Raw genomic sequence first — 13,906 nt, 5'->3', positions numbered from 1 at the left:
TTCAGGAGACAGTAACATGCGTAAAGCGATGATGATGGGCGCGTTGCTTCTGGCGGCTGGCCAGGCGCAGGCAGATTATCAGTGCAGCGTGAACCCGCAGGATGACATTGTCATTTCGCCGCAATCCGTGCAGGTGGTGGGCGCCAGCGGCAACCTGGTGATTTCGCCTACCGGCGAGGTGCAGCGCAACGGCGAGGCGGTGAAGGTAAGCGCCGAATCGCGGCAGAAGGCGATTGATTATCAGGCCGCGCTGCGGCGCGATCTGCCGTGGGTCGATCAGGGCGCACGGCAGCGTCTGGAAAAAGGACGAACGGCGCTGGATGGCGTTATCGTCGATAAGCTTGGGCAAAACAGCAACGTGCGCAATCGGCTGACCTCGCTGGACACGCAGCTTAAACAGCAGATGAACCGTATCATTGAGCACCGCAGCGACGGCCTGACCTTCCATCATCAGGCGATTGAGCAGGTGCGTCAGGATGGCGAAAAACTGGTGCAGAACGCGATGGGCGGCGTGGTGCAGGACAGTCTGAACGAGATGGGCAGCAGTAGCGCAGGCAAAAGCGATAACCCGCTTCAGGCGATGATGGGCAATCTCGGAGGTTTACAGCAGGCGATTCAGGCGGAATGGCGTAATCAGGAGCAGGATTTCCAGAACTTCGGTCATGAAGTCTGCAACCGCGTCACCACGCTTGAGGCGCAGCGCAAAGCGTTGGTCGATACTCTAAAATGATCGACCCGCCGGGCGGCGGGTCTGGTGATAAATTCACTCCGGAAACGCAGCGTTTCCGGATTTTTTTTGCCTGATGCCGCCGCAGCGCAAAAGGCTTAACCCGGCTGACGCTGCATTTTTTCAGGAGAGGCCAGCATATGCTTCCCCATTTTTACGCCGGGCTTCTCGACGAAATGATAGAGCAGGGTCGCCAGCAGATAAACCACCGGAACAGCGATCGCGCTGATGATGGCGAAACGCACCAGCGCGCTGTGGTTGCTCAGCCCGTGATAGTGCAGCATTAAGCCGATGGCAGGAATAACAATCAGCAGGTGCAGCAGATAGACCGAGTAGGAAACATCACCGAGCCAGGTACTGAGCGGATTATTGAGTAGCTTACGCGGCAGGCGGACAAGCGAGGCTGTCGCGCTGTGCGGCGGATGCTGCCAGAGAATGGCCGCCATACCGAGGATCATCGCCACTTCCATTACCACCTGAAGTTTAATCGCTTCAAGCCCGATGACCACGCTGGCGACCGGCCCGAGCAGAGCGAGTGCGACATAGAGGATCTTTCTGTTGCGAATCGCTTCTGCCAGCAACATGCCGGAGAGAAAAATATTCAGCTTAATCAGAATTAACGAAGGCATAGGAAAGGCTTCGTAGTAATCCGCAAACACAAAGCGTCCCACGCAGCACAGCACCATCAATGCAATAAGCGTCGGGCCGTAACCGAAGCGCAGGGTAATCAGCATGATGAAAGGGAAAAGAACATAGAACTGCATTTCCAGCCCGATGCTCCAGTCAGGCAGCACGGTGTTGAAGCTGTACGCGGGCAGCACGCCGTAAACAAAACTGAAGTGCGTTAAAATATTGGCCAGCGACCGATCGGCATAGCGGGAGGTTTCGGTCGCGGTTCCCGGATAATAATGCGCAATAATATCACGCATTTCACCGAACCAGTGACCGCCCGCCAGCGCTATCACCAGCAGCAAATAATAGAGTGGCGCGATGCGAAAGAAACGACGCGTCCAGAATTTCCTGATTGTACTGGTTGCGGTCCATGGCTCTTTCTCGCGGCGTTCGATATAGTTTTTTGCCATCAGGTAGCCTGAAAGCAGAATAAAGAGATCGACGCCTATGCCGGGGGAAGAGATGAGTTTGATGTGGCAGTTAACCAGCAGACTGATATGACCAATCAGCACCCAAAGAGACGCAATACCGCGTAATCCTTCCAGCTCCGTTGACCAGCCCCGAGTTGTTGACATGTTATACCTCTGTCGTGGTTTACGTAAATTTACATACCGCGACAGCCTAAAGAATTGTTCTCCACGATGCTATCGTTACTCAGGGCGGGCCGGACTTATAAGAACTTTCCTTAAGCTCAAAGCCCGTTTAGTCGCTTAAAGCGCAGCGGCAAGACCTTCCTGTCGCCGTTTTTGCTTAATCGTCGGCCAGGAATAATTCAAGCAGGGAATTCAAAAACAGCTTTCCTTTCTCCGTGACCTGCCAGTTCTCCGTGGTTTCCGTCAGGAAACCTTTCGCCAGCGCCGCGTCGATCTGTGGCCGAATCGTCTGCTCCGGCAGGCCGGTTAACTGAGAAAACTCCATGCGTGGCGCGGGTTCAAGCAGGCGGAAGCGGTTCATAAAAAACTCGAACGGCTTTTCGTTTTCGGCTACGTCATGCTGCGCATCCAGATAGTGACCGGCCATAAAACCACGCGGATGGCGGGTTTTGCGGGTGCGCACGATCCGCCCGTCGGCCTGCGTCAGCTTGCCGTGCGCGCCGCAGCCAATTCCCAGATAGTCGCCAAAGCGCCAGTAGTTGAGATTGTGTTCGCAGCGGTAACCCGGTTTGGCGTAGGCCGACGTTTCGTACTGCTGGTAGCCCGCCGCCGTCAACAGCCGGTCGCCCTGCTCGAATATGTCCCACAGCGCATCGTCATCGGGCAGCGCCGGCGGACGCGAGGCAAACAGCGTGTTCGGTTCAATGGTCAACTGGTACCACGACAAATGCGGCGGATTGAGCGCAATTGCCTGACGCAGATCGTCCAGCGCCTCCTCCAGCGACTGATCGGGCAGGCCATGCATCAGGTCAAAGTTGAAGCTGCGCAGACCGAGGCTTTCCGCCAGCAACGCCGCGCGCTTCGCCTCATCAGGCCCGTGAATACGCCCCAGCCGCTCAAGCTTCTGCTGGCTGAAGCTCTGCACGCCGATTGAGATACGGTTGATCCCGGCGCGCTGATAGCCGCTGAAGCGATCGGCTTCCACAGTGCCCGGATTGGCCTCCATCGTTATCTCCGCATCAGGCCGCAACGGCAGCCTGGCGCGCACGCCGTCGAGCAGCATCTGCATTGCTTCGCTGCTGAGCAGGCTTGGCGTACCGCCGCCGATAAAAATCGTGCTTACTTCACGGCCCGCCGTCAGCGGCAGATCCGCATCAAGATCCGCCAGCAGATGCCGGACGTACTCTTCATGCGGCACGTCGCCCTTCAGCGCGTGAGAATTGAAGTCGCAATAGGGGCACTTCTGCACGCACCAGGGGATATGAATGTAGAGACTGAGCGGGGGGAACATCATCTGCCCAGCGCATCCAGCAGCAGCGTCAGCGCTTTGCCGCGATGGGAAACGGCGCGCTTCTCTTCGCGAGTCAGCTCGGCTGCGGTTTTGCCAAGCGCGGGGACATAGAAAATGGGATCGTAACCAAAGCCGCCCGTACCGGCCTCGGTACGGCTGATTTCGCCTTCCCACTGCCCATGAAATACCAGCGGAGTCGGATCGGCAGCGCTACGCATGTAAACCAGCACGCAGTGAAACTGTGCCTGACGCTGGTCGTCCGGCACCGATTCCAGCATGCTCAACAGCTTTTGCAGGTTTTGCTGGTCCGTCGCCTCTTCGCCTGCGTAACGCGCAGACCAGACGCCGGGCGCGCCGCCCAGCGCATTCACCGCCAGACCCGAGTCGTCGGCGATGGCGGGCAGACCGGTAATCGCTGCCGCGTGGCGCGCTTTAAGAATCGCGTTTTCGATAAAGGTCTGGCCGGTTTCCTCGGCCGACGCAACGCCAAGCCCGGTTTGCGCCACGATATCCAGCCCGAACGCAGCCAGTAAATCGGCCAGCTCACGCACTTTGCCTGGATTGCCGGTAGCGAGTACAACTTTTTGCATAACAGATCCTGATGCCAGTAAAAAATTACAGCTGCGTCCAGCCTGGGATGAGATCCATGCCCAGATAGTTCAGCAGGTAAAGGATAAGAATGACCGCCATAGCTGAAAAGTCGATGCCGCCCATTGCCGGAATGATACGACGGAAGGGCGCCATCAGCGGCTCGGTAAGCTGAAGCAGAACATAATCCACCGGGTTGCGTCCCTGGCTGATCCAACTCATCAACGAGCGGATGATAATGATCCAGAACACCAGCACGCCCGCAGCTTTAACCAACGCCACCAGGCCGAAATAGAGAAACACCGGATCAAAAATAAACATCCGGCTTTGTAACGCAAAGACCAGTACGAATAGCAGCACATTAAGGACGTAGGCCAGCAGCAGCGAAGCGGTATCAAGTGGCCCGATTGCGGGGATCACGCGCCGCAGCGGCCCGATAATCGGCTGGGTGATTTTCACGACAAACTGTGAAAAAGGGTTATAAAAATCACATCGTGCCCATTGCATCCAGATGCGCAGTAACAACACTTTGACGTAAAGATTGATCACGGTTGTTACCAGAAAAGTCAGCGTCAGCATGAGGTTCCTCAGTTATTGTTGTGAGCGGCGGCGTAATCACGCGCGCCAAAAATAGCGGTGCCGATACGCACCATCGTACTGCCTGCCGCAATTGCCGCATCCATATCGTCGCTCATTCCCAGAGAGAGCGTATCAACGGAGGGATAATGCTGTTTTAACGTGTTGAAAATATCCGCCATCTGCTGACACACGGCCAGCTGACGCTGATAATCCGCTTCCGGCGCCGGTATAGCCATCAGCCCGCGTAGCCGAAGGCGCGAAAGCGGTGCGATGGCCGCCGCCAGTTCGTTAAGCGCTTCCGGCATAATGCCAGATTTACTGCTTTCATCGCTGATATTTATTTGGACCAGGATATTCAGCGGCGGCAGGCAGTCGGGGCGCTGCTCATTCAGGCGCGCGGCGATCTTAAAGCGATCCACCGTGTGGCACCAGTCAAAATGCTCCGCCACCAGACGGCTTTTATTGGATTGCAGCGGGCCGATAAAGTGCCATTCAAGTTCCGGGTTCAATGCCAGGATTTTATCAACGCCTTCCTGCACGTAATTTTCTCCGAAGCAGTGCTGCCCGGCGATGGCCGCTTCTTCGATCGCGCTCGCAGGTTTTGTTTTACTCACTGCAAGAAGCGTAACTTCTTGTGGAGAGCGGCCGCAACGCTGCGCCGCCGCTGAGATCCGTTCGCGGACATGCTGTAGATTGTGCTGAATCAGGCTCATAGTCAGGGATAAATATGGATATTGAGGAGATGGTGGCCCTTAGTGTAAAGCATAAAGCGGGGGATCTACACCTGTGCAGCGACCATTCGCCATTCTGGCGACGAGAAGGGCGGCTGGAAAAAATCAGTGGCTGTCAGCCGCTAAGCGCAGCGGCGTTGGATGCGCTGGCCCGCGCCTGGCTGGATACTGCGCAGCAAGCGGAGTTGCAGAGTCGCGGGCAGGTCGATCTGGCGCTGACCATGGCCGACGGCACCCGGCTGCGCGCCAACTTCTTTCAGCAGCGGCTCGGGCTGTCGCTGGCCATGCGGGTGATTGCGTGCGACTGCCCGTCGCTGGCGTCGCTGCGGCTTCCGCCTGCGGTGTCGGCGCTGCTTCAGCTACGGGAAGGACTGGTGCTGGTCACCGGTGCTACCGGCAGCGGCAAGTCAACCACGCTGGCGGCGCTGACTGGCGCGCTGAACGCGCAGCAGGATCGCCATATCATTACGCTGGAAGATCCCATTGAGTTTATTCATCACAGTCAGCAATCACTGATCCAACAGCGTGAGATAGGGCGGCACTGCGCCTCTTTCAGCGAGGGACTGCGCGGTGCGCTACGTGAAGATCCCGATGTTATCCTGCTGGGGGAGATCCGCGACGGCGAGACAATCAGACTGGCGCTGACGGCGGCGGAAACCGGGCATCTTGTGCTGGCTACGCTGCATACGCGCGATGCGGCGCAGGCAACGGAGCGGCTGATTGATGCTTTCCCCGGTGAAGAAAAAAGCATGATCCGCAGCCAACTGGCGGGCAGCCTGCGCGCGGTGATCGCCCAGCGTCTGGTGCCCTCAAAGCAAGCGGGCAGAGTGGCGCTGTTTGAGGTGTTGTTGAACAGCACGGCGGTAGCGAATTTAATTCGGGAAGGCAAAACCTATCAGCTACCCGCCACGCTACAGACCGGCATGCAGGCCGGAATGCAGACCTTTGAGCAGAGCCTCGCGGAGCGCCGCAGGCAGGGATTGATCGACTAACCCTCCGTCGTCAGCAGGCTATTTTGAATTCGCAACCGGCGGATCAAGATGCACGACGGGATTTTCAGCGTAGAGATAACGGTCAACGTTGAACTCGTAATCGTCGGTGGTGGCACGGAACAGCATCTGCTTGGTGTTTTCCAGATGCTGCCACATCGCCAGCTTGGCCGCGTAAGGATCGCGGCGGATCAGCGCTTTGAGGATCACATCATGCTCTTCACACCAGCTCTCGATCGATCTCTCGTCGATGTGCTCATGCAGCTTGCGCCAGTAAGGATTATGCAGCCGCTGGCTCCACATTTTCTCAACAATGGTCGCCAGGGCGCTGTTTTGCGTCGCCTGCGCCACCTGAATATGAAACTTCAGATCCCATTCGGAGTCGCGAAACCGGTCTTCCTGGCGCGCGTGCTCCTGAATCTCCATCAGTTGCATAATATCCTGCCGGGTGACCTGCGTGGCGGCAAACTCGGCGATATTGCTTTCAATCAACTGACGCGCCTGGAGCAGTTCAAAAGGGCCGGCGGTGCCGAACTCGCTGCCGCTGTCTGCGACCACCAGATGACGCTGCTGGTTAGACATCACGTGAATGCCCGAACCTTTGCGCACCTCCACGAATCCTTCAACTTCCAACATAATAATCGCTTCACGTACCACGGTTCGGCTGACATTCATTTCGTCAGAGATCAGACGTTCAGCGGGAAGCTTTTCGCCAACCGCATACTGCCCGGACTCAATGCGTTTCCTGAGCGTGGCGGCCAGCTGTTGATAGAGACGTCTGGTGTCTGTGGATTCCATGTGGGTGCTCTTTAAAGTAGTAAAGCCTGCAACAACCCTGTATCGGGTAAACCTGTTATACAAGTAGCAGTATACGTTTTACGAAACATTGATGCACCGTGCACTTTACAGAAAGAGAGGGGAGCAAAGCGGAAAAAAAGCAGAGCCCGGCAACCTGCGCTGCCGGGTGAGATAGCGAGTATCAGGCATCCGCCGTTTTGGCCGCCATCTGCGCAGGGGCCGGCTCGTTAGCCGGACGGTTCTGCAAGACCGTCCAGATAACCACCGCGCCCAGCAAATCAAAGACGGCCAGTGCGGCAAACAGCGGGCTGAAGCCAAGCGTATCGGCCAGCGCGCCGACCACCAGCGCAAACATAGTGCTTGCCATCCAGGCAGCCATACCGGTTAGTCCATTCGCCGTTGCGACTTCGTTACGGCCGAATACGTCCGATGACAGCGTGATCAGCGCACCTGAAAGTGACTGGTGTGCGAAACCACCGATACAGAGCAGGGCGATAGCGACATAGGGACTGGTAAACAGGCCGATCATACCAGGCGCTATCATTAGTACCGCGCCCATAGTGACCACCAGCTTGCGCGAGACGATTAGATTAACCTTGAAGTATTTTTGAAACAGCGGAGGCAGATAGCCACCAAGGATGCAACCGAGGTCGGCAAACAGCATCGGCATCCAGGCGAACATGGCGATCTCTTTCAGGTTAAAACCATAAGCTTTAAACATAAACAGCGGGATCCAGGCATTGAAGGTGCCCCATGCGGGTTCTGCCAGAAAGCGCGGCAGGGCGATACCCCAGAACTGACGGTTACGCAGGATCTGCCAGGCGGACATCTTTTTCGCATTTGAGGTTTGATGCTGCGCTTCCTGACCGCTGAGAATGTAGTCGCGCTCTTCACCGCTGAGTTTCTTCTGATCTTTAGGATGCTTGTAGAAAATCAGCCAGCAGACTGCCCATACCAGGCTCAGCGCGCCGGTAATGATAAACGCTAACTGCCAGCTGTGCATAACGATGGCCCACACCACCAGAGGAGGCGCAATCATACCGCCAATGGATGAACCAACATTAAAGTAACCCACGGCGATAGAGCGTTCTTTCGCAGGGAACCATTCGCTACTGGCCTTCAGGCCCGCCGGGATCATCGCTGCTTCCGCCGCACCCACTGCCGCGCGGCCAATGGCGAGCCCGCCCCAACTGCTTGCCAGCGCCGTCGCCATACAAAAAACGGCCCATAAGAGCGCAAACATGGCGTAGCCGATTTTTGTGCCCAGCACGTCAAGGATATAACCTGCTATTGGCTGCATCACCGTATAACAGGCTGAGTAAGCAGCAATGATGTAGGAATATTGCTGCGTGGTAATGTGAAGCTGCTCCTGCAACGTGGGCGCTGCGACGGCAACGGCGTTACGTGTTAAGTAGCCCAGAACGGTACCGACTGTTACCAGTGCGATCATGTACCAGCGCAACCCTCTGATCTTACGCATTTAACTCTCTCCCAGTTCGTATTCCGTCGATGGCGACAGGCGGCCATAAGGGCGTATTGCATTCCACCTGCGCCACTGGCCATGACTTAATGTGTTTTCGGGAACCTCGCCGCCAGAAAACTTCGCTGGGGAGCTGCCCGTTACCTTGCGTATCGTTTTGTTGTTATCAGGCTCATCAGGCCCGGTGAACGTTCTGAACGGTGACTACGCCGCCAGATCAACCGCGCCCGAAAAGTTTGCGCGGACAACGATGAGGGTCTTCTCTGCGTTGTTATCCGAGCGGTGCAAAGATAACTTGTCATACAAATTTAAAATTTGAATGACATCACAAAACCATATTTAAAGTGGGCATTTATTTAAGTTTTTTAAATAACATTTAACGCTATGATATAAAACAAAAAAGATAAAATAGGGCGATCTGACTCACATTATGCGGTGCCTGATTAACATCATTATTCGCCATTTTTAAACCTTACTGGTGTAATAAGATCACATGTTGATTACATCTAAGGCCTGTTGATTTTTCAACGAGACAGGATTTTTTTTCTAAGTTTTTATTTTATAATTTGCTGAAAAATAATAATTTATAGGGGTATTTTTCATTTTACTCTTTTTTTTCTCGTGCACCTATTCAAAGCAAACACGTCACTCCTTCGTCAAATTAATAAACTTGTTATACAGATTTAAAGTTTGACGAGCATCACAATATGACCCGCAGGTTGTGTGGATAATGTGCCTCAAGCCTGATCACCCGCAAAATTTATAGGTAACAGTGAATTAATTGATTCATACCCTAAGAGGCCGTTTTCTTAAAAATGCTCTGCATTATCAGGATTCGGAACGGCCTGCTTAATTGGTATGATAACTTTAACAAAGCCAAAGAGTTCATGACGAGGAACGAAAAATGACGCAGTTTTTAACGGAAGACTTCCTGCTCAGCACGGATATAGCCCGTCGTCTCTATCACGACTATGCCAGGGATGAGCCCATTTTTGATTATCACTGCCATCTGCCGCCGGAGCAGATCGCGCAAAATTATCAGTTCAAAAATTTGTACGATGTCTGGCTGAAAGGCGATCACTACAAATGGCGTGCGATGCGTACCAACGGCATTCCGGAGCGGATGTGCACCGGCGATGCCAGCGACCGCGAGAAGTTTGACGCCTGGGCGGCGACCGTTCCACACACTATCGGCAACCCGCTGTATCACTGGACACATTTAGAATTACGCCGTCCCTTCGGCATTACGGGCAAACTACTTTCACCGCAAACGGCGGATGAGATTTGGCAGCGCGGCAATGCGCTGCTGGCGCAGGAGAACTTCAGCGCGCGCGGTATCATGAAACAAATGAACGTTAAGCTGGTCGGCACCACCGACGATCCTGTTGATTCACTGGAGCACCATAAAGCGATTGCGCAGGACGGTAGCTTTGATATCAAAGTGCTGCCGAGCTGGCGGCCGGACAAAGCCTTCAACATCGAGGCGGCAACCTTTGGCGAATACGTTAGCAGGTTGGAGCAGGCGGCTGACGTATCGATAACCCGCTTCAGCGACCTGTGCGACGCGCTGAAAAAACGCATGGACCACTTTGCCGCACACGGTTGTAAAGTCTCCGATCACGCGCTGGACGTGGTGGTGTACGGCGAAGCGGATGACGCAACGCTGGACGGTATTCTCTCACGTCGCCTCAGCGGCGCGATGCTAAATCAGGAGGAGATCGCCCAGTTCAAGACCGGCGTCCTGATCTGGCTGGCGGCAGAGTATCAGCGCCGCGATTGGGTGCAGCAGTATCACATCGGCGCGCTGCGTAATAACAATACCCGGATGTTCCAGCTGATTGGCGCGGACGTGGGCTTTGACTCCATTAACGACCAGCCGCTGGCGGAACCGCTCTCCAGACTGCTCGGCGCGCAGGGGCTGGCCGGCGGCCTGCCGAAAACCATTCTTTACTGTCTGAACCCGCGTGATAACGAAGTCATCGGCACTATGGTCGGCAACTTCCAGGGAGAAGGAATGCCAGGGCGCATGCAGTTTGGTTCGGGCTGGTGGTTCAACGATCAGAAAGACGGTATGCAGCGGCAGATGACGCAGCTTGCCAATCTTGGTCTGCTCAGCCGCTTTATTGGCATGCTGACCGACAGCCGCAGCTTCCTTTCATACACCCGGCACGAGTATTTCCGCCGCGTGCTGTGCCAGATGATTGGCCGCTGGGTGGAAGAAGGTGAAGCACCGGCGGATATCGAACTGCTCGGCGGCATGGTGAGAAACATCTGTTTTGATAACGCCAAACAGTACTTCCAAATCGAACTGAACTGACAGCAAACAGGCGTGCGGCTGCTCGTGCGCCTGAATCCCCCTTTGACAGCGACGGCGGAGAGCAAGCCTCTCCTCAAAGACCGGCGTGCGAGCAAATTAAGGTAGAGAGGATATGCAATTAAATCGCCGTGACTTTCCAGGCCGCCAGCATCCCGACAAAATTATTCAGTTCGGCGAGGGCAACTTTCTGCGGGCATTTGTCGACTGGCAGATAGATCTGCTGAATGAACATACCGATCTTGATGCGGGTATCGTTATCGTACGGCCGATCGACACCGATTTCCCGCCATCGCTGAGCACGCAGGATGGGCTCTACACCACGATTATCAGCGGACTGAACGAGCAGGGCGAAGCGGTACGCGAAACCCGCATCGTTCGTTCCGTGAATCGCGAAATCAATATTTATCAACAGTTTGACGACTATCTGGCGCTGGCGCGTAACCCTGATATCCGGTTTGTTTTCTCCAATACGACCGAGGCGGGCATCAGCTATGTTGCTGAAGACCGGCTGGAAGACGCGCCGCCTGCCAGCTTCCCCGCCAAGCTGACCCGCCTGCTGTTCGAGCGCTTCATGCACTTTGACGGCGCAGCGGACAAAAGCTTGATCCTGCTGCCGTGCGAGCTGATTGACTACAACGGCGACGCGCTTCGCGAACTGGTGCTGCGCTACGCCCGCCAGTGGGCGCTGCCCGCTGCCTTCACCCGCTGGCTTGAAGAGAGCAATACCTTCTGCTCGACGCTGGTGGATCGCATCGTGACCGGCTATCCGCGCAGCGAGGCTGAGTCGCTGGAAAACGAACTCGGCTACAAAGACAGCTTCCTCGACAGCGCCGAGCACTTCTACCTGTTTGTCATTCAGGGGCCGAAAAACCTGGCGCAGGCGCTGCGTCTGGATCGGCTGCCGCTCAATATTCGTCTGGTGGACGATATCAAGCCCTATAAAGCGCGCAAAGTGGCCATTCTTAACGGCGCGCACACCGCGCTGGTGCCGGTGGCCTTTCTGGCCGGACTGAACACCGTTGGCGAAGCGATGAACGATGCGCAAATCAGCCGGTTCGTTGAGCTGGCGATTGCTGAAGATATTGCGCCGGTGCTGGATCTGCCGCAGGAGGAGCTGAGCTCATTCGCGCAGGCGGTGCTCAGCCGTTTCCGCAATCCGTTTATCCAGCATCAGCTGTTGTCGATTGCGCTGAACGGCATGACCAAATATCGCACCCGCATCCTGCCGCAGCTTCTGGCAAGCCAGCAAAAATATCAGACGCTGCCTCCGCGTCTCACTTTCGCGCTGGCGGCGCTGCTGGCGTTTTACCGTGGTGAACGCAACGGCGAAAACTATCCGTTGCAGGATGATGCTCACTGGCTGAGTCGTTTTTCTGCTCTGTGGAGCGGCGTGCGAAACGGCGAGATCGCGCTTTCTGAACTGGTGGAAACGGTTCTGGCTGATGAAAACCATTGGGGATGCGATCTCAATACCGTTCCGGGTCTGACCGCCGCCGTGATCCAACAGTTGCAGACCATTGAAGATCGCGGCATGCGCGAGGCGCTGGCGTCATATCGCTAAGAGAGTCACTATGCAAAGTATTATTCAGATTCATACCACTGATAACGTCGCCGTCGCCCTGCGCGATCTTGACACCGGCGATCGGGTGCAGGTGGGCGACTACGCGGTTGTGCTGGCGCAGCCCGTTGCGCGCGGGCATAAATTTGCCCTGCGCACCATCGCGGAAGGGGAGGATATCATCAAATACGGCCTGCCGATTGGCCATGCGAAAACGACTATTGCAGCCGGGACGCATATTCACTCGCAAAATGGTAAAACCAACTTAAGCGATCTGGATAGCTATCAGTACCGGCCGGCGTTTGTCAGCGTGCCTGCGCAGCCAGCCGATCGCGACGTGCAGATCTTCCGCCGTAAAAACGGCCAGGTGGGCATTCGCAACGAGCTGTGGCTGATCCCGACCGTGGGCTGCGTGAACGGTATTGCCCGCCAGATCCAGACGCGTTTTTTAAAAGAAACTAACGACGCCGAGGGGATCGACGGCGTTTACCTCTTTACCCATCCGTTTGGCTGCTCGCAGCTTGGCGACGATCACGTTAATACCCGCACCATGCTGCAAAATATGGTGCGCCATCCGAATGCCGGGGCGGTGCTGGTCATCGGTCTTGGTTGCGAAAACAATCAGGTTGACGTATTCCGCGAAACCCTGGGCGACATCGATGACGAGCGCGTGCGTTTTATGACGCTGCAAAAATTTGATGATGAGGTTGAGGCGGGCCTGGTGCGGCTGCGTGAACTCTTCGCCGTCATGCGCAACGACAGGCGCGAACGCGGCAGGCTCAGCGAACTGAAGTTTGGTCTGGAGTGCGGCGGCTCCGACGGATTGTCAGGTATAACCGCCAATCCGCTGCTGGGGCGCTTTTCCGACTACGTTATCGCTAACGGCGGCACCTCGGTGCTGACGGAAGTGCCGGAAATGTTTGGCGCGGAGCGCATCCTGATGAGCCGGTGCCGCGATGAGCAGACGTTTGAAAAGACCGTGCAGATGGTTAATGACTTTAAGCAATACTTTATCGAACATCATCAGCCCATTTACGAAAATCCGTCGCCGGGCAATAAAGCGGGCGGTATTACCACGCTGGAAGAGAAGTCCCTCGGCTGTACGCAGAAGGCCGGACAGAGCCCGGTAATGGACGTGCTGAAGTATGGCGAGCTGCTGAGTACGCCGGGCCTCAACCTGCTGAGCGCGCCGGGCAACGACGCGGTGGCCACCAGCGCGCTGGCGGGCGCGGGCTGTCATATGGTGTTGTTCAGCACCGGGCGGGGCACGCCCTATGGCGGGTTTGTGCCGACGGTGAAACTGGCAACCAACAGCGAACTGGCGGCGAAAAAACCGCACTGGATCGATTTCGATGCCGGACGACTGATCCACGATGTCAGTATGGACCAGTTGCTGGAGGAGTTTGTCGATCTGATTGTGGCAATAGCGGACGGCAGCAAAACGAAAAATGAGCTGAACGACTTCCGTGAGTTAGCCATTTTTAAAAGCGGCGTCACGTTATAACCCTGACACTTTAACGCAGCCCTGACGGCGCTTTACTGACAAAGCGCCGTTGCTTTATTTCACGAGCGGAATGTCGGCA

12 protein-coding genes are annotated in these 13,906 nt (G+C 55.7%); 5 read left to right on the top strand and 7 right to left on the bottom strand.

What is annotated here, in order from left to right:
* Positions 1-16 precede the first annotated feature (16 nt).
* Complete coding sequence (locus tag GS12_RS05600; protein ID WP_034944714.1) at positions 17-730, top strand: YggN family protein; 714 nt, start codon at positions 17-19, stop codon at positions 728-730.
* 95 nt (positions 731-825) lie between these two features.
* Here GS12_RS05600 and GS12_RS05595 read toward each other — a convergent pair whose 3' ends face one another.
* The 5 genes from GS12_RS05595 to GS12_RS05575 all read right to left on the bottom strand — a co-directional run bounded on the left by GS12_RS05595 (position 826) and on the right by GS12_RS05575 (position 5,163).
* On the bottom strand, positions 826-1,974 hold the full coding sequence (locus GS12_RS05595) for an acyltransferase family protein (RefSeq protein ID WP_034944712.1): 1,149 nt from the start codon (positions 1,972-1,974) through the stop codon (positions 826-828).
* A 175-nt stretch (positions 1,975-2,149) separates the two neighbouring features.
* Positions 2,150-3,286 (bottom strand): radical SAM family heme chaperone HemW, encoded by a 1,137-nt coding sequence (gene hemW, locus GS12_RS05590; protein ID WP_034944709.1) that lies wholly within the window; start codon positions 3,284-3,286, stop codon positions 2,150-2,152.
* The gene (locus GS12_RS05585; RefSeq protein ID WP_034944706.1) at positions 3,283-3,873 is read right to left on the bottom strand and encodes an XTP/dITP diphosphatase; all 591 of its coding nucleotides are present in this window, start codon (positions 3,871-3,873) and stop codon (positions 3,283-3,285) included. Before GS12_RS05585 ends, hemW begins: the two co-directional genes overlap by 4 nt.
* A 25-nt stretch (positions 3,874-3,898) precedes the next feature.
* Positions 3,899-4,450: a YggT family protein gene (locus GS12_RS05580; protein WP_034944704.1), complete on the bottom strand. Its 552-nt coding sequence runs from the start codon at positions 4,448-4,450 to the stop codon at positions 3,899-3,901.
* 8 nt (positions 4,451-4,458) lie between these two features.
* Complete coding sequence (locus GS12_RS05575; protein WP_034944701.1) at positions 4,459-5,163, bottom strand: YggS family pyridoxal phosphate-dependent enzyme; 705 nt, start codon at positions 5,161-5,163, stop codon at positions 4,459-4,461.
* A 14-nt stretch (positions 5,164-5,177) separates the two neighbouring features.
* Between GS12_RS05575 and GS12_RS05570 the strand changes: the two genes are divergently transcribed.
* Entirely contained in the window at positions 5,178-6,173 is a 996-nt protein-coding gene (locus GS12_RS05570; protein WP_034944698.1) for a type IV pilus twitching motility protein PilT, read from the top strand.
* Between the two features lie 18 nt (positions 6,174-6,191).
* Here GS12_RS05570 and exuR read toward each other — a convergent pair whose 3' ends face one another.
* Positions 6,192-6,968 carry a transcriptional regulator ExuR gene (exuR, locus tag GS12_RS05565; protein ID WP_034916875.1) on the bottom strand — a complete coding sequence of 259 codons (777 nt, stop codon included), beginning with the start codon at positions 6,966-6,968 and terminating at the stop codon, positions 6,192-6,194.
* A 181-nt stretch (positions 6,969-7,149) separates the two neighbouring features.
* Positions 7,150-8,448: an MFS transporter gene (locus GS12_RS05560; protein WP_034944695.1), complete on the bottom strand. Its 1,299-nt coding sequence runs from the start codon at positions 8,446-8,448 to the stop codon at positions 7,150-7,152.
* A 904-nt stretch (positions 8,449-9,352) separates the two neighbouring features.
* On the opposite strand from GS12_RS05560, the gene uxaC reads away from it, so the two are divergent.
* From uxaC to GS12_RS05545, 3 genes are all read left to right on the top strand, one after another.
* On the top strand, positions 9,353-10,765 hold the full coding sequence (uxaC, locus tag GS12_RS05555; protein ID WP_034944693.1) for a glucuronate isomerase: 1,413 nt from the start codon (positions 9,353-9,355) through the stop codon (positions 10,763-10,765).
* A gap of 112 nt (positions 10,766-10,877) precedes the next feature.
* On the top strand, positions 10,878-12,326 hold the full coding sequence (locus GS12_RS05550; protein ID WP_034944690.1) for a tagaturonate reductase: 1,449 nt from the start codon (positions 10,878-10,880) through the stop codon (positions 12,324-12,326).
* A gap of 10 nt (positions 12,327-12,336) precedes the next feature.
* Positions 12,337-13,827 carry a UxaA family hydrolase gene (locus GS12_RS05545; protein ID WP_034944687.1) on the top strand — a complete coding sequence of 497 codons (1,491 nt, stop codon included), beginning with the start codon at positions 12,337-12,339 and terminating at the stop codon, positions 13,825-13,827.
* Positions 13,828-13,906 lie beyond the last annotated feature (79 nt).

The sequence above is a fragment of the Erwinia oleae genome, assembly GCF_000770305.1.
Classification (GTDB): domain Bacteria; phylum Pseudomonadota; class Gammaproteobacteria; order Enterobacterales; family Enterobacteriaceae; genus Erwinia; species Erwinia oleae.
The sequence above is the reverse complement of the archived record's forward strand: the minus strand, read 5'-3'. Positions and strand labels throughout refer to the sequence as shown.